The organism is Paenibacillus anaericanus (assembly GCF_003994475.1).
Lineage (GTDB): Bacteria > Bacillota > Bacilli > Paenibacillales > Paenibacillaceae > Fontibacillus > Fontibacillus anaericanus.
Genome location: NZ_RZNY01000047.1, coordinates 1 through 20112 on the forward strand (window position 1 = coordinate 1; position 20112 = coordinate 20112).

16 protein-coding genes, 1 pseudogene and 1 other annotated feature are annotated in these 20112 nt (G+C 39.8%); all 17 genes and pseudogenes read right to left on the reverse strand.

Annotated features, from left to right (window positions below; all coding sequences use genetic code 11):
- Window positions 1-296: 296 nt before the first annotated feature.
- Complete coding sequence (gene argS / locus EJP82_RS26220; protein ID WP_127195028.1) at window positions 297-2021, reverse strand: arginine--tRNA ligase; 1725 nt, start codon at window positions 2019-2021, stop codon at window positions 297-299.
- Window positions 2022-2070: 49 nt separating this feature from the next.
- Window positions 2071-2377 (reverse strand) — a binding site (T-box leader).
- Window positions 2378-2648: 271 nt separating this feature from the next.
- Entirely contained in the window at window positions 2649-4328 is a 1680-nt protein-coding gene (locus EJP82_RS26225; RefSeq protein ID WP_127195029.1) for an extracellular solute-binding protein, read from the reverse strand.
- The gene (locus EJP82_RS26230; protein WP_127195030.1) at window positions 4325-5722 is read right to left on the reverse strand and encodes a response regulator transcription factor; all 1398 of its coding nucleotides are present in this window, start codon (window positions 5720-5722) and stop codon (window positions 4325-4327) included. The genes EJP82_RS26225 and EJP82_RS26230 overlap by 4 nt, the downstream gene beginning before the upstream one ends.
- Complete coding sequence (locus EJP82_RS26235; protein ID WP_127195031.1) at window positions 5715-7466, reverse strand: sensor histidine kinase; 1752 nt, start codon at window positions 7464-7466, stop codon at window positions 5715-5717. Before EJP82_RS26235 ends, EJP82_RS26230 begins: the two co-directional genes overlap by 8 nt.
- Window positions 7467-7603: 137 nt before the next feature.
- The gene (locus EJP82_RS26240) at window positions 7604-9436 is read right to left on the reverse strand and encodes a type 2 periplasmic-binding domain-containing protein (RefSeq protein ID WP_127195032.1); all 1833 of its coding nucleotides are present in this window, start codon (window positions 9434-9436) and stop codon (window positions 7604-7606) included.
- A 104-nt stretch (window positions 9437-9540) separates the two neighbouring features.
- Window positions 9541-10437: a carbohydrate ABC transporter permease gene (locus EJP82_RS26245; RefSeq protein ID WP_127195033.1), complete on the reverse strand. Its 897-nt coding sequence runs from the start codon at window positions 10435-10437 to the stop codon at window positions 9541-9543.
- Between the two features lie 16 nt (window positions 10438-10453).
- Window positions 10454-11413: an ABC transporter permease gene (locus tag EJP82_RS26250; protein WP_127195034.1), complete on the reverse strand. Its 960-nt coding sequence runs from the start codon at window positions 11411-11413 to the stop codon at window positions 10454-10456.
- 222 nt (window positions 11414-11635) lie between these two features.
- On the reverse strand, window positions 11636-12175 hold the full coding sequence (locus EJP82_RS26255) for a GNAT family N-acetyltransferase (protein WP_127195035.1): 540 nt from the start codon (window positions 12173-12175) through the stop codon (window positions 11636-11638).
- Window positions 12176-12195: 20 nt separating this feature from the next.
- Window positions 12196-12735, reverse strand: coding sequence for a hypothetical protein (locus tag EJP82_RS26260; RefSeq protein ID WP_127195036.1), 540 nt, complete (start codon window positions 12733-12735; stop codon window positions 12196-12198).
- A gap of 15 nt (window positions 12736-12750) precedes the next feature.
- Window positions 12751-13218, reverse strand: coding sequence for a hypothetical protein (locus EJP82_RS26265; RefSeq protein WP_127195037.1), 468 nt, complete (start codon window positions 13216-13218; stop codon window positions 12751-12753).
- A gap of 202 nt (window positions 13219-13420) precedes the next feature.
- Window positions 13421-14206, reverse strand: a complete 786-nt coding sequence (locus EJP82_RS26270) for an SDR family oxidoreductase (RefSeq protein WP_127195038.1) — start codon at window positions 14204-14206, stop codon at window positions 13421-13423.
- A gap of 35 nt (window positions 14207-14241) precedes the next feature.
- A complete protein-coding gene (locus EJP82_RS26275; RefSeq protein WP_127195039.1) occupies window positions 14242-15219 on the reverse strand; it encodes an ROK family protein in 978 nt (325 codons plus the stop codon).
- 58 nt (window positions 15220-15277) lie between these two features.
- Window positions 15278-15613, reverse strand: a complete 336-nt coding sequence (locus EJP82_RS26280) for a DUF5071 domain-containing protein (RefSeq protein WP_127195040.1) — start codon at window positions 15611-15613, stop codon at window positions 15278-15280.
- A gap of 85 nt (window positions 15614-15698) precedes the next feature.
- Window positions 15699-16472 (reverse strand): nucleotidyltransferase domain-containing protein, encoded by a 774-nt coding sequence (locus tag EJP82_RS26285; RefSeq protein ID WP_127195041.1) that lies wholly within the window; start codon window positions 16470-16472, stop codon window positions 15699-15701.
- A gap of 79 nt (window positions 16473-16551) precedes the next feature.
- Window positions 16552-17043, reverse strand: coding sequence for a hypothetical protein (locus EJP82_RS26290; RefSeq protein ID WP_127195042.1), 492 nt, complete (start codon window positions 17041-17043; stop codon window positions 16552-16554).
- Window positions 17044-17285: 242 nt separating this feature from the next.
- On the reverse strand, window positions 17286-19355 hold the full coding sequence (locus tag EJP82_RS26295; RefSeq protein ID WP_127195043.1) for a serine hydrolase domain-containing protein: 2070 nt from the start codon (window positions 19353-19355) through the stop codon (window positions 17286-17288).
- Between the two features lie 465 nt (window positions 19356-19820).
- Window positions 19821-20112, reverse strand: a pseudogene (locus tag EJP82_RS28245) (hypothetical protein); the annotation flags it as partial.

Sequence of the window (20112 nt, forward strand, 5' to 3'; positions counted from 1 at the left end):
ATTCGCTAAAGGTAGTGTCCACTTTTTTGACAGAGGTCCAATTTTCCTGCTAATTGAAGTTGAAAGCGTCAACCAGATAACTTTAGCTGGAGTTTTTCCAGTTACTTCTTAAACTGTGTGCTATTTTTGCGTACATTCAACAAAGGAGTGTTCACAGATACATCTTACAATGAACACTCCATTTACCGATATGTCATTTCTTCAAATGGAACATATATTTATTGGTCGTATTTTTGGCACTTTTATATATTTTCACTGCTCAATATGTTCCATGTTCGTATTTTTCGCCACCTATTCTAAATTTTCTCCGGAGACTGTAACCCAATTAAGCGTAAACCATTCTGTAGTGTTATTTGAACGCATTGGACCAAAGCAAGTCGCGCTGTACGTAAGGATACATCCTCAATCAATATCGGACTGTCGTGATAGAATCGATTAAATGCTTGTGCTAAGTCAACAAGATAGCGACTAATCATGGACGGTTCGAGTTTGACTAATGCTTGTTCAATTCGTTCGGGAAATACAGATAGCATCTTCAAAGTACTGAATTCTACACTGTTGTTTAACAGGGTTGGATCAAGTTCAATTGCAAGTTCACCATCAGCTGGCGCTGTATACCCGAGCTCTGTTGCCTTGCGTAACACACTACATGCACGTGCATGTGTGTACTGAACATAAGGTCCAGTCTCTCCTTCAAAGCTAAGAACTTCTTCCCAAGAGAACACGATATCCTTGATCCGATTACCACTTAAATCGTTGAAAATAACTGCACCTACGCCCACCTGCTGTGCAATTTCATCCTTATTGTCCAACTGAGGATTCTTAGCTTCTATGATCTCCTTGGTTTTGAGAATCGCCTGTTGCAGCAGATCCTCAAGCTTGATGACATTTCCTTTACGTGTGGAGAATCCGCTTCCCTCCAGACTAACACGACCAAAAGGAACATGAACTAGATCCTTCGCCCACGGATAACCCATCAATTCTATAACCTTAAACCACTGTTGGAAGTGCAGATTCTGAGAATAATCCGTTACATAAATCGCCTTATCAAAATGATAGGTCTCTTGTCTGTATATTGCGGCGGTCACATCACGTGTATGATACAACGAACTGCCATCCTTCTTAAGCATCAAAGCGGGTGCCATGTCAAAAGAATCTAAACGAACTAACCAAGCGCCTTGATCCTCTTCTAATAAATTTTGGTCTTTAAGCTGCTGAATCACTGGCTCCATCTTGTCATTATAAAAGCTTTCACCTGCATAAGAATCAAAGCTAACTCCAAGTAAATTATAGATCTTCTCGAATTCTCTCATACTTATTTCTATAAACCATGTCCATAAATGTAAGGCTTCTTGATCTCCCTGTTCCATCTTTACGAACCAGGCACGAGCCTCATCTTCTAGCTCAGGGTAGGTTTCCACTTCTTGATGGAATTTGACATATAGTCTAAACATTTCGTCTATTGCGTCTTGTTCAATTTGTTCAGCACTCCCCCAACGTTGATAAGCAACAATGAGTTTACCGAATTGCGTGCCCCAATCTCCGAGATGATTAACCCCTACACAGTTGTATCCAAGAAATGAATAGATTTGATACAGCGCATTTCCAATAACCGTTGATCTCAGATGACCTACATGAAAAGGTTTGGCAATATTGGGCGAAGAATAATCAATAACGACCGTGCGCCCTTGGCCAATATTGCGAGAACCGTAACGATCCGCTTCATTAATAATTTCATGGATAATGGTAGTAGCAAACTGCTCCTTATTTATAAAAAAATTTAAATATCCGGAAAGTGCCTCCATTCGCGCAATAGCATCATCCTTAATCTGTTCTAGCAATCTCTCGGCTATCTGGCCGGGTGCCTGGCGGAGGATTTTACTTAGACTGAAACAAGGTAAAGAAATATCCCCCATTTCGGGCTTTGCAGGATACTCGAGTAAAGATATCACCTCTTCTACTGAGATTTCCTTGATCAATGAAGAAACTTGGCCGGCAATGAGTTCTTTATAGTGTTGCATAGTTCCACCCTTCCTTTTTTATGAATAAACAAAAAGCCCCCGTCTCTATATAAGAGACGAGAGCTGTTAGCTTCCCGTGGTACCACTCTAAGTGTTAAATTCATCATTTAACCACTCTGCTTTGATAACGGTCTATGACCGGATTTACCTACTGCATATAAGTTCAACTATCCAGTGTGATTAACGATGAGTTCGAAATATTATACATCGCAGTACCACTTATCTGTAATTCAACTTATATGGTTCGGCAAATCATTTCCAGGGTCCGCTTCACTCATGGTTCTGTACCGGCTTACACCTACCCGGCTCGCTGAGACTAGAAGGCTATGAGTTACTGTCCCTATCATTAATGTTCATAATTATTTGAAATATTTACGGATCTAAACCTTAATCATTGTTGCTAATAATGTATATGCAGATCATAGCGGAGAGGGCGGAATTGTCCTGAAGAAGCGTAGCGTTCGCCTTTGCCTCCAAATTTTTACCGCTATAGCGATATAATCAAACAAATTTGGAGGCAACAGCGATCNTTAATCTACGTTATACATTTATGCTAGCACTGATTTTGGTATTGCGACCGTTAAGCTTTTTAAAGTTTATACCGAATAATGCAGCCGATGTCAAGGATCACTTACTATTTTCCACAATTTTAGTCACTTCGCGGGTGATCTGATCCCCTCCAAGCCGTTTCCAGTCGGCTACGAATTCATCGAATGCACTGATCGGTAAATCACCGACAATAATGTTGAGAAACGTCTCATTCTCTAATTTCTCCAGGTTGGCCCAGTTGTCATTCATGGATAAGGTAGTCCCATAATAAACACTTCGCACCTGTTCCATTGGTGTTGAAGCCAGTATACCTACACCGTATTCATAAGCAATTGCAGACTTCCAACCTTCCATATCTTTCTTAGGATTTTCCTTCTCAGCGACCCATTGATTATAAATTTGCCTTGTATTCGCATCTAGTGTCTCCGGATCCAATTTACCATGAAGCGCTTGCTGTACTGCGGCGTAACGCTTCTCAATGGCATCGGAATAATCAATTAATAAGTCAAACGGATAATAGGCACGAGTTTGAATACCTAATTGAGCTGCAAATTCCTCTAGCTTGGCGACCTTCTTATTGGGATCCAATCCTCGCTCAAGGCGGGTAAATGCGTTTAATAATTTGATTACCGCTTCAGGATGTTCATAACCTTTGCGTACGACCAAATACCGGTCGGTGACGGGGGCCATATGCGTGACAAACTTCCCCTCAACATCAAGCGGAGCGGCAAATGCTCGCCATTCTGATTTTGTATCCCCTGACACCGCTTTAACTAATGGCCAATAGGGCGCCCACCAAGGACCAAAGAACATTCCAGCCCTACCAGCTATAATAGGATCCCAAGTTTCTTTGTTCAGAGCAAACTGCTTGTCAATCAGTCCCCTTTTGTACCAATCGGCTAACTTAGCCAAGGCTTCCTTGTTCTCAGGTGCAATTGAGCCATATATAATATTTCCTTCATGATCTATGACCCAGTTCTTAGGGAATGCATGATAAGTATTAAAAATAGCATCGTATCCATTCATCTGCGGTTTGGTTCCATAGACGACTCCCTTATAACCCGTAAGTCCTATCGTATCCATCTTTCCATCACCATCAGGATCGCGTTCAATGAACGCCTTCGCAATCTCTTCTATATCTTCGAGACTCTGAGGAGCTTGCAGATTCAATCGATCTAACCAATCCTGACGAATCCATAGCAGGGTTGGCGAGTCGGCATTAATTGCGACATTCGGTAGTCCATATAGTTTGTGGTTAAAGGTAGCTTCAGCGAGTGCAACTCCCTGCGTTGAATCGTACATTTCCTTAATTAATTCTGAACCATATTGTTCGAAGAATGTAGTCAAATTCTCTATCTTATCCTGTTTGATTAATTCCATGAGCTGATTTCGTGTAACGACCATCGCATCAGGGAGATCTTCACTATCAATGGCCAAATCAACTTTCTGAGCATAGGCTTCATCGCCTTTGGCCTCCCAAGCATGGATAACCTTAATATTCGTGATCTCTTCGAGGTAACGCGTGACAGGGTTGTTATCGTTCGTATCCCCAGCCATCAACTTAGAATCGGGGATCATGAATCCGACCCTAACCACGACCTGATTATCATATACCCCATATATCGGGTCATCTTGGATACTAACTATCTCGTCTAAGCTCCCTTCCTCTCCTGACTCTGCGCCACTTTGACATGCACTTAAGCTAAGGACAAATGCCAAAATCAATGACAATGAAAGGAATAACTTCGTTAACTTCATGATTTCCCTCCATCAAACCTAAATTCATTCGGCAATTTCCCAACCCGCTCACGAAATAACTTACTGAAATAACGATCATCTTCAAATCCCGCCATTGAGGCAATTTCATATACTGGATAGGTGGTTTCAAGGAGAAGCGATTTTGCTAATTCCAACCGCATATGACGTAGTTTCTCGCCAAATGTCTCTCCGGCAAACCGGGTGAAGCATTGACTGAAGTAGCTGCGACTCATATTAATATGAGCAGCAACATCTACTTGGTTGATCTTCTCTCCAGCATGTTTACTCATATAGATGACGGATTTCACAAGACATAACATGACTTCTTTCGTAAGGGAGAGCTCTACCATGCGACGTTGGACTTGATCAGAAAATTTGCGCAACCAAGATCTCCAATGAGCCCATGCCACATTTCGTTCCATAGAGTCTTGAAATAACTTCTTCTCCTCTAGGTTCAATAACATGCCATCCCAAGTGTGGCAGAGCTTGTGACCAAACGAAGCAAATGCTGCTGCATTCGGACGTTGCTCCCATACTCTTTTTATGAGAAGTTCCCATTCTGCGTGATCAAGTGCCCATTTTAGATCAAGTGAGCTTTCAAGTACATCTATATCAGGCTCTGGCATTTTTGCAGTGGGTTGATTAATCTCAGCGTAAGTGAAACGAATAGGTCCTTCACAGTCTGCTGCATAGAATAACATTGGGGTAAGTTTAGTGGACAGGGTTCGATTGATAGTATCCAGAGGTTGATCCAATAATCCCGTTAAGAGGACCGTTTGCCAGTTCCCATCTAATTGATCCTTCACTTCATTCTCCCAATCCTCACTAGGAAAGCGGTGAACTAGTGGCGACATCCACATCTCATTCAATACCAATAATTGATTTTGTCTGACCACCGATAACTGAAATAAATCCCGTTCCTGTCTCTTCTTGTTCAAAGGTTGGAATATCAGAGCGGAATCCGTTAGCATTTTTTTCTCAGGTCCTTCTTTAAAAGCTGCATGATGGGACGTATCCCATTTGATACGATCGACAATCCGCCGAATTACTTGATCCGCATTCTCTACTTCTAGCAGTGTTTTCACTATATAATCAATAGCCCCATGACGAATCGCTTCTTGAACATAATCGAATTCATGATGACAGGTTAATACAACCGATGAAATCGCAGGATAACATTGTCTAACCTGCGTAATTAGATCAAATCCTGACATCCCTGGCATGGTGATATCGACGAACAGTAAATCTACTTCCTTGTGCTCGAGAAGCTCTAATGCCGCTTTGCCATCACCAGCCTCCCCAACGATAACTATACCGAGTGACGCCCAATCGATTAGGGATATAAATCCTTTACGAACAAGTCGCTCATCGTCAACGACTACAGCTCTAATCATGGAAATCCTCCTTTGCTTTTTTGGGAATTATGATAGATACAATCGTTCCTACTCCGGGCTCACTTACTATGTCTAGCTGAACTTGATCTCCATAATAATGTCTTAACATTCGATTTACGTAGGATAGGCCGATCCCGAGACCACGCTTCTTCGCTTCTTCTTCATCAGAGAACATATGTTCAAGCTTCGCAGGATCAATACCAATCCCATTATCCTTCACCCGAAGCAGCACATGATCAAGTCCAAATGGAATCGCCGTCACATCAACTTTGCCACTCTGCTCACTCACGCCATGATAGATGGAATTCTCCACCAAAGGTTGCAGGAGAAAGCGTGGTACAGCAACTGACATTACCTCATCAGAAACCTCTACATGAAACTCAAACTCGTAATCATAGCGGATACGTTGTAACTCCATATAATTACGCATCGCTTCAATTTCATCCTGAATGGTGACAATCAGACTTTGTTTACCCAAATTGTAGTGAAGCACCTTCACCAACAAAGTGACTAGTTTGTCGATCTCCTTCTGCCCGTTCAGTCTCGCCAACCATTGAACAGAATTGAGTGTATTATGTAAAAAATGAGGATTGATCTGACTAAGCAGTTTCTCGATTTCGAACTGGCTCTTCTGCTTTTCATTTCGTGATACGGCTAAGATCAGTTCATTTACCTCATTTTTCATGTCCTGAAAGTTTTGGAGCACAAAATCGAATTCCACTACATTCGTGTAGGAAACCGGCGTAGTGCGATTTTCTGCCATGCGTACGATTTCTAGGTTAACTTTGCGCAAAGGACCATACACTTGTTTCCACAGAAACATGCCAAGAAAGCCGGCGAACAGCAGTGTTGAGATCGATAGTAAGATCATTTTATAGAACCAAGTATAAATTTCACTGTTAAATGTTGATTTCTTAACGGCAGCAATCAGTTGCCACCCTTGAGGACTCTCATATCTAAATAGATGATAACCCCCATGCTCTTCGTGGGGAAGATGCGAGTTCCCGCCTACGGCATCTATTACACTTTGGGGTAGATTATCATCTTCCACGTAAGTTGTAGCGCCCTGTTGATTAACTAAGAGATGAGTCACTCTCATCCCGTAAGATTCTTGATTCAAAATTTTGCGAAATAAGCTATAATTCGTCTCCAAGTAGATATATAACTTCTGATCCCCAGATACTCCGACGGAACGCTGTTCAGAGAATACTAGATTATCCCCGACAACATACATCGTTGGGTGTGGCCCATAATAATTAGCCCCATTATAACGAATGAACTCAGGCAATTTGAGATTAAGCGCATCTGGTTTCATACTCATATTCGTAAATAAGACGGGGTCTTCAGCGTCAGGCATAATATATGCCGTTAGACCGATATAAGGATTTGTGAAATTGACTAGATTGATCTTTTGATTAATAGAGGCCATGATTTGCGATTTCCGGTAGATCTGTTTCTCTTGCAAAAAATCGGATACTTCCGCGACGATCTGGCCATCCAGCGCAAACTGTTTCGATGCAAAATCTAGATTATCGATCGCATTTTCTAAATTGAACGCCTCTTGCTTCAGACTTGCACTAATTCCACTATGAATTTTTCCTGACAAAATAGAATGAATTGAAGTATACGTAACGATTCCTACGAGTATGAGCGGTAACAAGGAACCAATCATCAAGTGAATCACTAATGTTTGCCGAAGGGATCGGGCTTTCCTATGAGAATCCCGTATTAGCGATGAAATCATCCTATGTATCCCCTCCAATAGTCATATTTTGTAATGGAATTATCTAACATAACAATACCAGAAAAATCGTTAAGCGAGAACGCTTTCAGGCAGATTAGCTAGAAGCCAATCTGCCTGAGTTTTATTTTAACCTGTAATTATTGAACACTTTTGCGAGCTTCGAACAATTCTTCTGCTTTTTTAATCGAGAACTCCATTACTTCTGCATAGCCAAGACCATTTACTTTGTCATGCATTTCTTTATTTAGTTTATCGAACTCCGCCTGATTCTTAGCAAATACCATCTTCCAAGAGTACTGCTGGATGATTGTACCGATCTGCTTATTCTTTTGCTCCAGCGTCTTATCCATGAGAAGTGGTTCTTTGCCTGTAAAACCTTGTGGAGCGATCGCAATCAAGTTGTTCTTAACAAAGTATTCTTTCGGTGTAAGTACACCCATCTTAGCTCTCCAATCACTATCAAGCTTGGAAGGATTGCGTTCGAGAGTTGTAGTCCATAGATTGTGATCAAAAGGTTCATCTGTTTCTGGATTCGTCATCGCAGGAACTATGAAGGAGAAGTTAAGCTGATTTTGTCCATAGTAGTAATCCCCACCACCAAACTCTTCAGGCACTTGTGTATTTTGTTGGTCAGCATAAGCTTTCCAACCGAAGTCGGTAACAAATGGTTTACCTTCAGCGTTAATATCCCAAGTCAAACCTTGTGGACCATTTGGAACGGCTGTGCCACTACCTGCTGAAATCATCGCCCCTTCTGGTGTATACATCCAGTTAATGAACTCCATAATCCGTTCAGGCTCTTGCGCTTTAGCTCCGATCGAGATAATGCCGTTTCCTCCGTATACGTTAAAACCGGTTGAATACATCAGCTCACCTTTGAACGGTACAAGTGCAAAACCTTTACCTGCATCAATGTTTTCCTGTGTATTGTAGTTTGCTGCACCGAGCCATGGGAACCAAGAGAATAGTAAGCGCCCATCTTTGTATTTAGCTACTACATCATCGAATTTTTGAGTTAAAGAATCCGGGTCTAGAAGTCCCATTTGGTTCGCATCATAATAAAGTTGAAGTGATTTCATATACCAGCTTTCTTCGGCTAAGAAATCATAATACTTCTCCTCGTCTGCTTTTACATACACTGACGTATCAGGAATTTCATCGTATCCCATCATGTTTGCAAACTGTTTGGCTAGTGTCATCTTGTAGTTACCATCCCAGTCGGACCAGAGCGAGAACGCATAGTTCTTTTTACCATTCGCGTTCTTAGGCTCAAGCTCTTGCATTTTCTTCAGAACAGGTAGATAGTCTTCAATTGAATTGATCTCAGGTGCTCCAACGGCCTGGTACAAATCCCACCGTAAGTCAGGACCCCAAGTCATATCTTTACCTTCGGAAGCTCCCTTTGGATTAGAAGCTACATTGTTACCCATACCATATATAGCTGAACCGCCACCAAAGGCAATTTCCGCTTTTTCCGTAGCTTTCGGGAAGGAAGCCACGATGTCTTTACCATATTTGTTAAGTAGGTCATTCTGATTCCAATCTAGCAACAAGTTCCCCTTGATAGCATTAGGATAATGGCTCTTATCATCACCGAAAATAATGATATCCCCGAGATTACCCGATGCCATCATAGCTGCAATCTTCGTATCTCCACCTGTTAAATTGGAGGCAACGATATCAAACTCAAGGTTGAATTTATCCTTGATGATTTTGGCAAACCATCCTGTTTGCAGCCCTGCATAGTTAGCCGTAGTGGAGAATACCGTCAATTTGAGTGGTTTCGAGTGATCGATAGCTCCATCATCAGGTGTAGCTGTATTCGCTGGGTCATTTTCCTTTTGAGCTGTGTTATTAGCCTTGTTCGTTGTTTCTGCCGGTTTCGCGTTGTTGTTCCCTCCGCCGCAACCAGCAATAACAACCAATAGTACCACTGTCATCATGATCAAGAATGATTTCTTGAATCTCATATGTTTGTACAACCTCCCCTTCTTACTTCTTATTAGTTCAACTTCGCATCAAGCGAATGTAAACCCAATTTGATATTTGCAATGTCTTCTGATGATGCCAATCCCTACCCTTTGACTGCCCCGATCATGATCCCTTTCACGAAGAAACGCTGGAAGAAAGGATAAACAATGAGGATCGGTAAAACCACGATCATAGTGACGGTCATTCTCACAGAGGTTGGTGTTTGCATGTTGGCTACACTGGCAGCCATATCCGTTGAGCTACGTATTAAGGCAGCCAATGAACTAGATTCATTTAAATACCGCCACAAGAGGAACTGTAGTGTGAAATATTTGGTTTCAGTCATCAAGAAGGCTGTATCCACGAAAGAGTTCCATTGAGTTACCGCCGAGAAGATCGTAATGGTTGCAAGGATAGGCGTCGTCAACGGAATGATAATGCTCCTGAATACTCGTAAATACCCCGCACCATCCATGGCCGCTGATTCCTCAAGTGAAGGCGGAATGGCCTCAATGAAGGTTTTGATAAGTATGATATTAAAGGGTGTAATAATGGTCGGCAAAATATATGCCAGGTAGTTGTTAGTTAAATTGAGGTTGTTCATCGTGATGTACCATGGAATGAGTCCTGCACTGAAATACATCGTAACCACAATACAGCGATACCAAATTTGCCGGCCCCACATCTCTTTCTTGGTAAACAGATAACCTAGGAAAGCTGAAGCCCCCACCGTAAGGAAAGTACCTACAACGGTCCGATAGACTGAGACTAGCGCCGCCTGACTTAAACCAGGTATACTCAATACCTTCACGTAATTGGCAAAGTGGATTTCTCGTGGTAAAAAGGTGATGTACCCTGCAGAACTAAGATCATTAGAGCTAATCGTGTTAATGAAGAGATAATAGAACGGATAAATACAAGTCAGTGTAAATAATCCGAAGAGTATATACAGGATGATTTGAAAGAAAACTCCGCCTGCTCCCATTTGTTTCGAGTTCATATCGATCCCCTCCTCGCTAGATGATTGATTCCCCGCGAACCTTCTTGGACAATGTATTTGCCCCGAACAGAAGGATAACACTGACGACTGATTTCAACATACTGACAGCCGTAGCAAACGGGAAGTTATTAGCAAAAGCAATGTTATATACATACAGATCCAATACTTCAATGGAGTCTTTGTTCATCGCGTTCTGGAAGGCAAAGTATTGTTCCATTCCGTTATTAACGAAATTACCTATAGAGAGCAATAAGAGAACGAAGAACGTCGGGATGAGCCCCGGTACGGTAATATGCCATATTTTCCGAAAACGACTGGCACCATCTACATCAGCCGCTTCATACAAGTCCTGGTCAATACCTGCAATCGCCGCCAGATAGAGAATGGCTCCCCAACCTAACGATTTCCACCAATACCAGAGGATCATCGTAATCCAGACATTTGAGCTTGAAGCCAGGAAGTTGACTCCCTCGTCGATGATACCTAACTGGATCAGAATCGTATTTACCACCCCGTTATCTACGGAGAATAAAGAGAATGCCAAAGCGTAGACTAGAATCCAACTTATGAAGTTTGGAATCGTCGTTAGTGTCTGAACAAATTTGCGATACCAACCTGTTTTGATCTCAGACAACAAGATAGCGAATATAACCGGGAATACGGAGGTAATAAGTCCAAGTGAACTCATGGCTAGCGTATTCTTGAGAACACGTAGCACCTCACCCGTTTGTGTCGGGTTAGATACGATCGTACGGAACCACTTTAATCCAACGTAAGGTGTATCTGACAGCGGAATACCAGGAATGAAATCGTAGAACGCATAGATCCATCCGCTAATCGGTAAATAATAGAAAATGAAAGTAATGATAAGAAATGGAAAGGCCATGAAGAATAATTTGTATTTGTTCGCCATTTTACGGCCGGGTTGTTGATTCATATAAGTGCCCCGGTCAAGTCCACCAGACGGTAGCTCCATAAGCTGATATCTCCTATTCCAGTAGTTTTGTTTACGCTTTCATCATAGCAAGGTTGACCTTGTATACGAGAGGGATAGCAGATCTTCCCCGGGGGACGTTCGTACGGTGTTAGTGAACCAAAATCACAAGAAATTGAACCATTTTCGCAGGACGCAAAAAATCCCTTCCAGTCACTTGGGGTCGCCAAGGAACAGAAAGGGAAATTAGTACTTTACAAAACTTTATTTGGTTTGTCTCCATTCCCGTTCAAGCATGGAGTAAATAGATTCATTACACCATTTATTATTACAATATCTAACCTCTCTGAGTATGCCGTCTTTGATCATACCAGCTCTAATCATCAATTGTTCGGACGATTCATTCTCAGTGTTTGCGTATGCAACAACTCGATGTGCATTGAGATCACTAAATGCAAATCCTAGCATAAGTTCAACAGCCTCTGTTGCATATCCTTTTTTCCAAAAATCCGTATGTAATGCCCAACCGATCTCCCATTCTCTAATTTCAGACCAATTTAACTTAATACTTATACGACCCATAGGTCTATTATCATCCTTCAAACATATTGCAAGTTGGTATTTCTCACGTGGATTGCTAATTGAATCTGAAAGTGCTTTTTGAAAATCCTGTTGTATTTCAACTGTATCTGGTGCATTACTTTCATATTTGTGTGTTACTGGATTTTGCTCCAATTCATTGTAAAAAGAAAAATCATCTTCAACAAAATTCCTCAATAAGATTCGTTGCCCAATGATATTCATTCCTTATCTCCTCTTTATATTTAATCTATCTGTAGGAAATAACTAAATCCACTATGAATTTGTATGATGTAATTTGTATTTTCGTTTGTCTCATCAGTTAAGCCTTCATTCTTTATCTCACCAAGATCATTAAAGTATGAACTTATAAATCTAATATTCTCCTGCTTACTTCTATAGTAAAATCCTTCATTGTACTCTTCTTTTTGTTGATCATCTTCAAAATATATTTCGAGTTCTACCCCAAGTTCATCGCTCTTTGGATAGGGGAATAATTCAGTATCTTTATAGTACTTCAGGATTTCTGTGCTAGATAATTCAGAAGATATTCTCATGAAGGAAACAACATTCCAATACCCTCCACTTCCGCCTCCATCAATCCAATTTTTCGCGTTAAATTGCCCCTTTTCCAAGACGATGGTTTCGGGTGGTAGTGGGTATTGATATAAATGATTTGCAAATTCCTTTGAGACCCATACTGTTTCAGTCAATTTATAACCCAAATATATTATTCCTGACAAAATTAAGATCAAAATTACCATTAATGATATCTTTTTTCTCATTTGGCCTCCGGGTGACTAATAAACTATTTCTTCATCTTCCTTAACTCGAACTTCTAATGTTATACTCGTTACTTTCTCTGCATCTTCACCCAAATATCCATGATTCAGATTAAGATTATACAATGCATTATCCCACCATAATTTTATAAATAAATTCCCTTTATAATAATAATTATAGTAGTATTCATTTTCATTAGATTGTAATTTGAATCCTTTTCTCTCCAATGTGCGCCTAGCGTCCTTAAAGCTACTCCCAAGTTGAACACCCAGTATTGAAAAATTTTCTTTAGCAATTGTTATTTTTTTAACCTTTGGGCTTTTAATCGAATCGATCTCACCGTTCTTATCCATTCGGTCAAGAGTTTCAGAATACCGCCCAGATAACTCCAGTTCAGGATAGGAGAAATCCATTCCGCAACCAAAACAACCTTCTATATCATCTGCTCCTTCACCGTATAACCCTTCAACTTCAGTTTGTGTCATTAATAACTTTATCTCAATACTACTAAAATCAATATCGTTTAATTCATTCCCATCAGATTTATTGGATTGAAAATACAGAGTAGTTATTATAGAAATAGTCAGAATTATTACTATGCCGCTAATGATAATTGCTTTATTCTTTATGTGAGACACCTCCCTATTCGAAGTCGTTCACGCAAATCATTCAGATGGACAACACAAACTAACCTCTCTGAAATCCACCTTCTGAATGGATGATCTGTCCAGTTACCCACTCAGCTTCGTCACTTGCAAGAAAAGCAATTAATCTAGCTGCATCTTGAGGCATTCCAATTCTACCGTTTGGAGATTTAGTCAAAATCACATTCTTTACGTCATCATTCATCCATCCCGTATCCGTGGGACCTGGATTGACCGCATTCACTGTAATTCCTTTCGAGGCTAGTTCAGCCGATAAGGTTAAGGTGAAAGTATCAATGGCTCCTTTAGTAGTTGCATACGCTATATTACCAGCCATCGGTCCTAGCGATTGACCCGAAGTTAAATTTATAATTCTTCCACCTATAGAATGGCTAAACCGACTAGCAAACTCTACACTTAATAACATAGTTCCACGAATATTTACTTCGTAATGTCTATCAAGTATTTCAGCAGTTAATGTATCGTACCCTACATCAACTGAATAGGTCGCATTGTTAATTAAGATGGATGGTTTCCCTAATTTCTCTTCCACTATATCTAATAACTTAGCGGGTGCTAATATATCCGTAAGATCTAACTCCAGTTTCTCACAACGCACGCCGTATTCCAAAATTTTATCCTGCAACAATTGAGGTTCATTTGAACGGATCCCCCAAGGCATCTCACTGTCATATGTAGTCCAATATGTAAAAAACACATCCATTCCTTTACTCGCTAACGCAGTACATATGGCTGCCCCAATACCGTTAAGACGAGAGGCACCAGTTACTATGGCTATTCTTCTTTCTAGCGCTAATTCACGCTCCATCTGACATTTCCTCCTTACTATTGTCTTACTTAATTTTAGGCTTCCGTTTGCTTTAGTCTCTCGTTTGCATAAGCAGCCGCACCTATCATTCCTGCTCTTCCACCTAGCTGAGCCTGCTGAATCTTACATGCCTGACTGGATAGCTTTAATGCATGTTTAGCCGTTGTTTCTCGAACTATATTAAGTAATCTATCTCCCGCAGCAGACATGCCACCGCCTACAATGATTAGTTCAGGATTTAATATATTAATTACATTGGAAAGACCAAAACCTAATATCCTCCCCGTTTCATGCATGACTTCAATAGCGACGTGATCTCCTTGATCATATGCTTCGGAAATCATTTTGGCTGTTATTAAACTATGATCTTGCCCGACCCATTCCTGAATAATACTTTGTTGACCCTCATTGATTTTTTCAAACAAGGTGTTCACCATACCTACTGCAGAAACGTATCTACCTAAACATCCTGAACTTCCGCATTTACACGGACGTCCTTCTCTGTACATATTCATATGTCCAATTTCCCCAGCACTTGAAGTTTTACCATAAATGACGTTTCCATCATTGATTATTCCTGACCCTAATCCAGTACCTAAAGTAATTAATACTAAGTTTTGATACCCCACTCCAGAACCATAGCGCCATTCACCATAGAGATTTACACGAACATCATTATCAATAAACGTTGGGAAATCAAAAAAAGTCTTCATATGATTAACAACATGAATGTTCTCCCAGTGAGGGAAGTTAGGTGAAAAAATTGAAAGCCCCTCATAAGGATCTAAAAGTCCCGGAATACCCATGCCCATACATTTGATATCGGTTAGAGATAAATTTGAAGTATGAATCATGTCCATTATTGTATCTTTAATTCTATTCATTACATGATTAGGTCCCATAGCTGCTTCTGTAGGAATACTCTTTTCAGTTAAACTCTTATACTCATTATCAAATATTGCCGCCTTAATGTTAGTACCACCCAGATCAATGCCTATCGTAAACTGATTCATATGAATTCTCCTATGCTGTATATTTTTGCAGTAAGATACATTCACCATTCTGCTTTATTTAGAATGTGTTATAGTCTTCAAATTGTTCTAGTAATATATTTTTTTCAATAAACTCTTTAATCCAAGCAATCCATATTGTGTCGTTTTCTTCGTTCGCTTCTACTAATGCTCGAATAATATGAGGTTTTAATTCTTCGGGTGTTATGCTTTCCATTATTTTTGTTGCCTCAACCGCCCCGGGCCAGTTTACATCCTGTAGCAAAAAGAGCATTTGGGGAACCATTTGTACTTGATCTGAGTAGTCTAGTTTCCCAATTATCTTTACTGCATTATGCCATTGGTCCTTTGATGATTTAGTTATTAATGAATCAACTAATTTTTCTTTATGTTTTATAAGTTTCTAAATCGCTATTTCCTGTCTCTCTTCAGTTTGAAACCAACTTAAGTACCCTAATAATATTTGCAAATCCTCTTCCATACTATGAAGACCATACTTCCAGCAGGGTTTTCCTAAACAATTCATCCAATTTACTCGTTGGGTCTGATGCTTCAAAATTCACTGTTTTTATATATGCTTCAAGATATTTAATTTCTAAATCGATATATTCATTGATTACGTTAACCCTCGGTTCTAAATTAAGTTCTTCTCCTTGAATCTTACGATCTAAGAGTAAATTAATCTGAGTTTTCAAGGCTCCCTCTGACAATGTACTTTCTACTAAATCCTTAAATAATATAGGGGGCATAGTATTATGTTGTTCAATCCATTTGCAAGCTAATACTGGGCGCAATACGTAAAAATACTTCTTAATTTTCACTTGATCACCTTGTAGATATTCACGGTAATTATTACGTGCCATATTTAGATAATGATAAAAACACGATATAGGCGAGAACACCTCACTACTCAACGCTCTCAAATTATTAATAAAGTCATATTTCTGATAATAAACTATATCGGAAAGTAACCACTCTTGTAATGGAGGATTAGATTTTCTGAATAGTTTAAGTGCTTTTCTGATATCCCACCCGTTAATATCTAATAGATCATTAATCGGTAATTCAATAACATCCCGCTTATCATCAATAGATAAGTACCAATCTGGATGATTAATATAGATGAATCTCACATCATAATCACTATCCTTTGATGGAAACCCCCATGCCCTACTTCCAGATTCACAGGCATATAATATTTTTACATTATGCATTTCTTCTATGCACTTTAATTCTTCCTTTATAATTCCCTCCATTATTTAACCCTCCAGTAGTTTCGTCTTACCTTCGGCATTCACGAAATGACCCAGCCTTAGATAACTCTAGACTTTTTATTTATTGAAGCCACTCCAATGTGTATAAAATTCTCTGTTCAATATTTACTACAGAAATAATGTAACTTCCATCGTCCTTCTTTTTATATAAATACAAATCTCCTTGCTTAAAGATCACAGGATTATCTTGTAAATAATTATTTCCTCCTCTAATACTTTGAAGCCCTTCATCAAAATTTGAAATATAACCTTCTAATTTGATTAATGAATTCTTATCAATTTCCTTAAAAGATTTATTTTTAATAAATGAATTGATCTTCTTCCCGCTATACGTCGAAATATTAAAGAATTCTCCGTCCCCATTAAAACTCGCAACATTCTCAATTACAGATTTACTTTGATTAGGCTTTGGAACTTCTAATCCCCAATTCATTCGCCATCCAGCATTAATTGTGAAAAATCGATCTAATATGTAATGTCCAGTTCCAGCAGAAACACTCACGATAATAATAACAATAGCAGTAATCATTAATATAATTTGACTCTTTCTCATTGTTAGACCCTTTCATAAAAACAATTTGGTCCATTTTTAATGTTTATTGCTTAGACAACTCTAATCTTTGGCTGGTTCATTTGTTATCTGTTCATATTCCAATATTATACATCGCGGGAACCTATGGTGATAGCTCGAAAAATAAAAAAAGCACACCAGTTAACTTTGAGTAAGCCAAAATTAACTGGTGCGCTTGTTAAACAGTAGTCATTGTTACGATCAAATCAGATCAATCAAGTAAGCTATTTCTCCAACGAAATGTTAAATGATGATCCAGCATTACCAGCGAATACGATTCTTCCGTTCTCAGGGAGAACCACTTCATTATTACCGCTAATTACGGTGTAGTTCACGCATGTTCCATTTCCGTCGTATACCGCATAAGCACCTTGTTCAGGCATCGATACTATCATCTTCTTACCAGCAATTGCTTGGGGTACACTATACCATCTAGCATTACCGTCAGTTTGCACAGTAACCGTAGATTTTTTACCTCGATAGAGAGGTATTACTTTGTCCTCACTGACATACAAACTTCCAGCCGACTCAAAGTACTCGATACCTTCTTTCGTATAAAAACGAAATCCATCCGAATCCCGGCTTCCCGTGCCTGGGACTTGATGTTGGCTCACTGCAGTATTCGGTCCAGTAATTTTCTTATCTCCGAAATAATCCTTTAATTCTGCGGTACGGGAAATCTTGAGGATTGGATTCATCATGTAAACAACAGAACTATACTTCTCACTCACAGGGTAATATGTTTTGCCTTCTCTCTTTTCCCATACATCTTCCGTCTCTTTAGATAAGGCCTGAGTTTCTAGCTTCTCAGCTACGTACTGAGATATTGCCAATTGTCCCAATCCCGGAACTGTTGCATATTCTCTATTCCACAGGTAGGTGCGTCCATTTTTCTCGGTTACAATACTGATCTTCGAACTCCCAACTTCGTTAACAAAAGAGCCTTCCACTGTATATATATATTTCTGCTCAGGATACGCAGGGACACTCGGCACCGATAATGATAGCTCTCCATCCTTTATAGCAACTTTAATTTGTTGTCCGGTAGCACCATAAAAGCCCGAGTACTTTGTGATGTCGCTTGGCATGTCAGCCTTAACAGGAATGCCGAATGATTTCTCCGGCTTAATTTCTTTGATTGCACCCTTCTCTTTCAACGCTTGAAGAAGAAGTTCGTGAGCCAGCAGTTCGTTCGTCGAACTACTTCCGCCTGATGATAGAACTGCAGCAGCCATGTTCTGCTCTGGTAGCACCACAAGAGAAGCATGATACAAAATTGTGTCTCCGCCCTTGCTGAGACCCTTTATTTTATAATCGCTGAATGGAAATAATCTTACACTATCCCAACCAAGCCCGTAGTCAATTAAATTATCCGCTTCTTTGGGCCACATTCCCTTTTTGAATTCCTCTTGCTCTATTGCTAGTACCGCACTGTCCGACAGAATATCTTTTTCACGTCCCATAAATATTTGCGAGAATTGTACCATGTCCTCTGCTGTGGAATAAATTCCACCCGTCCCAATCACGTTGACAGTTTCATTTGGAAGCTGCGTTGGAAATGTTGGATAATAAAGACCCGGAAGTTTGCTTGAATCTAATACATCTTGCGATGTCTTCGTATGCTTCAATTCTAAAGGTTCGATAATATATTGATGAATGAATGCAGTAAATTTCATACCACTGACTCTTTCTACAAGAATCTCAGCCAGTGTAAATCCATCGTTGCAATACACCGAGAATGCCCCCGGATCAGCTTTCAAACGCTGTGTAGACAATTGCTCTAGTAGGTTGTCATGCGCATACGTGTCATTATCATTGAACAGAAATCCACTACTCAGACTTGACCCTTGAAGTCCAGAAGAATGATTCAGCAGCATACGTGGCGTAATTTGCATATAACGCTCATCTATCATTTTGAAATCAGTTATGTACTGCACTAAGGGGGTATCCAGATTAATTTTTCCCTCATCTACCAATTTCATGACGGCAACAGTCGTAAACATTTTACTCGTTGATCCGATACCATACATGGTTTCATTGGTCAAAGGGATTTTCCCTTCTACATCGTTTAATCCCGTCTGTCCTGTCACTGTAATCTTGCCGTTGTCGATCAGTGCATACTGTACGCTGGTCGTACCGTATTGTTTGGTAAGCAGTGCCGCTTTCTCAGAAGCGATCGTCGCCTGTGTCTGAATTGAAGTTGCAACATTCTCGTTAGACGCTAGTGCTGCAGTCGGAACAAGCGGTGTTAGTGCAATAGCAGCACTCAGAATCCATATCAACCTTTTCTTCATTAAAAAACCTCCTAAAAATATGATACTATGATGTATTACGTTTCATTAGATAGAATGGTTCAATTTCCCACAAAAAACTTACTCCTATGTTCCCATGTTTTTGTTCTTCACCACAATATAGCTCCGCTACGTGAGTGAATATAGTGTTTTTAACTTCCGCAATAATTAAGGTACACGACAAATCACAATCATCCGGACACATTAGTATGGGTAATAACTTTATTTCTTGATTTAAGTAAAAACGACTTCGAACAAAATCCGCTTCTTCCTTAAGCGTTATCCAGTCAACAATCGTAGGAATTAATCCTAATAATAAACGGTCTGGATATTGATCGTGTAGTATCTTATCTAAAGGGGGCTAAGATAACTCTTATCTTAGGCTGGGTCAATTGTTGTTTGTGCTTATTCTATGATTATACATCTGACAACCAAGGGGCGAATCCCCCGGAAACAGATGCTTTGCTATTAGATGTCGTGTTGCTTCATTGACTTACTTTCAAATGCATTAAATCTCCCTATTATTCGAACTTCATGCCCTAATGTCTCTAATATAGTAACTGCTCTCTCAATCGTTACCCGGCTACAGTTATTATTTGCTTCTAAAAAAAATCTATAGACTCCTAGTTTCCTTGCAGTTGGACGTGATTCAATCCATGATAAATTTATTGTAAGAGCGGTAAATACATTCAATATTGAAGATAATACCCCAGGTTGATGGGACTGACCCCCGTTTGTGAGACAGGGATCAAAACACCTT

Excerpts from the sequence above, each read along its gene's own strand:
- EJP82_RS26255 (WP_127195035.1), bottom strand. The coding sequence starts at position 12,175 with ATGAATATCATTGGGCAACGAATCTTATTGAGGAATTTTGTTGAAGAT.
- EJP82_RS26235 (WP_127195031.1), bottom strand. The coding sequence starts at position 7,466 with ATGATTTCATCGCTAATACGGGATTCTCATAGGAAAGCCCGATCCCTT.
- EJP82_RS26240 (WP_127195032.1), bottom strand. The coding sequence starts at position 9,436 with ATGAGATTCAAGAAATCATTCTTGATCATGATGACAGTGGTACTATTG.
- EJP82_RS26225 (WP_127195029.1), bottom strand. The coding sequence starts at position 4,328 with ATGAAGTTAACGAAGTTATTCCTTTCATTGTCATTGATTTTGGCATTT.
- argS (WP_127195028.1), bottom strand. The coding sequence starts at position 2,021 with ATGCAACACTATAAAGAACTCATTGCCGGCCAAGTTTCTTCATTGATC.
- EJP82_RS26260 (WP_127195036.1), bottom strand. The coding sequence starts at position 12,735 with ATGAGAAAAAAGATATCATTAATGGTAATTTTGATCTTAATTTTGTCA.
- EJP82_RS26275 (WP_127195039.1), bottom strand. The coding sequence starts at position 15,219 with ATGAATCAGTTTACGATAGGCATTGATCTGGGTGGTACTAACATTAAG.
- EJP82_RS26265 (WP_127195037.1), bottom strand. The coding sequence starts at position 13,218 with ATGACACAAACTGAAGTTGAAGGGTTATACGGTGAAGGAGCAGATGAT.
- EJP82_RS26270 (WP_127195038.1), bottom strand. The coding sequence starts at position 14,206 with ATGGAGCGTGAATTAGCGCTAGAAAGAAGAATAGCCATAGTAACTGGT.
- EJP82_RS26285 (WP_127195041.1), bottom strand. The coding sequence starts at position 16,472 with ATGGAGGGAATTATAAAGGAAGAATTAAAGTGCATAGAAGAAATGCAT.
- EJP82_RS26290 (WP_127195042.1), bottom strand. The coding sequence starts at position 17,043 with ATGAGAAAGAGTCAAATTATATTAATGATTACTGCTATTGTTATTATT.
- EJP82_RS26245 (WP_127195033.1), bottom strand. The coding sequence starts at position 10,437 with ATGAACTCGAAACAAATGGGAGCAGGCGGAGTTTTCTTTCAAATCATC.
- EJP82_RS26250 (WP_127195034.1), bottom strand. The coding sequence starts at position 11,413 with ATGGAGCTACCGTCTGGTGGACTTGACCGGGGCACTTATATGAATCAA.
- EJP82_RS26295 (WP_127195043.1), bottom strand. The coding sequence starts at position 19,355 with ATGAAGAAAAGGTTGATATGGATTCTGAGTGCTGCTATTGCACTAACA.
- EJP82_RS26230 (WP_127195030.1), bottom strand. The coding sequence starts at position 5,722 with ATGATTAGAGCTGTAGTCGTTGACGATGAGCGACTTGTTCGTAAAGGA.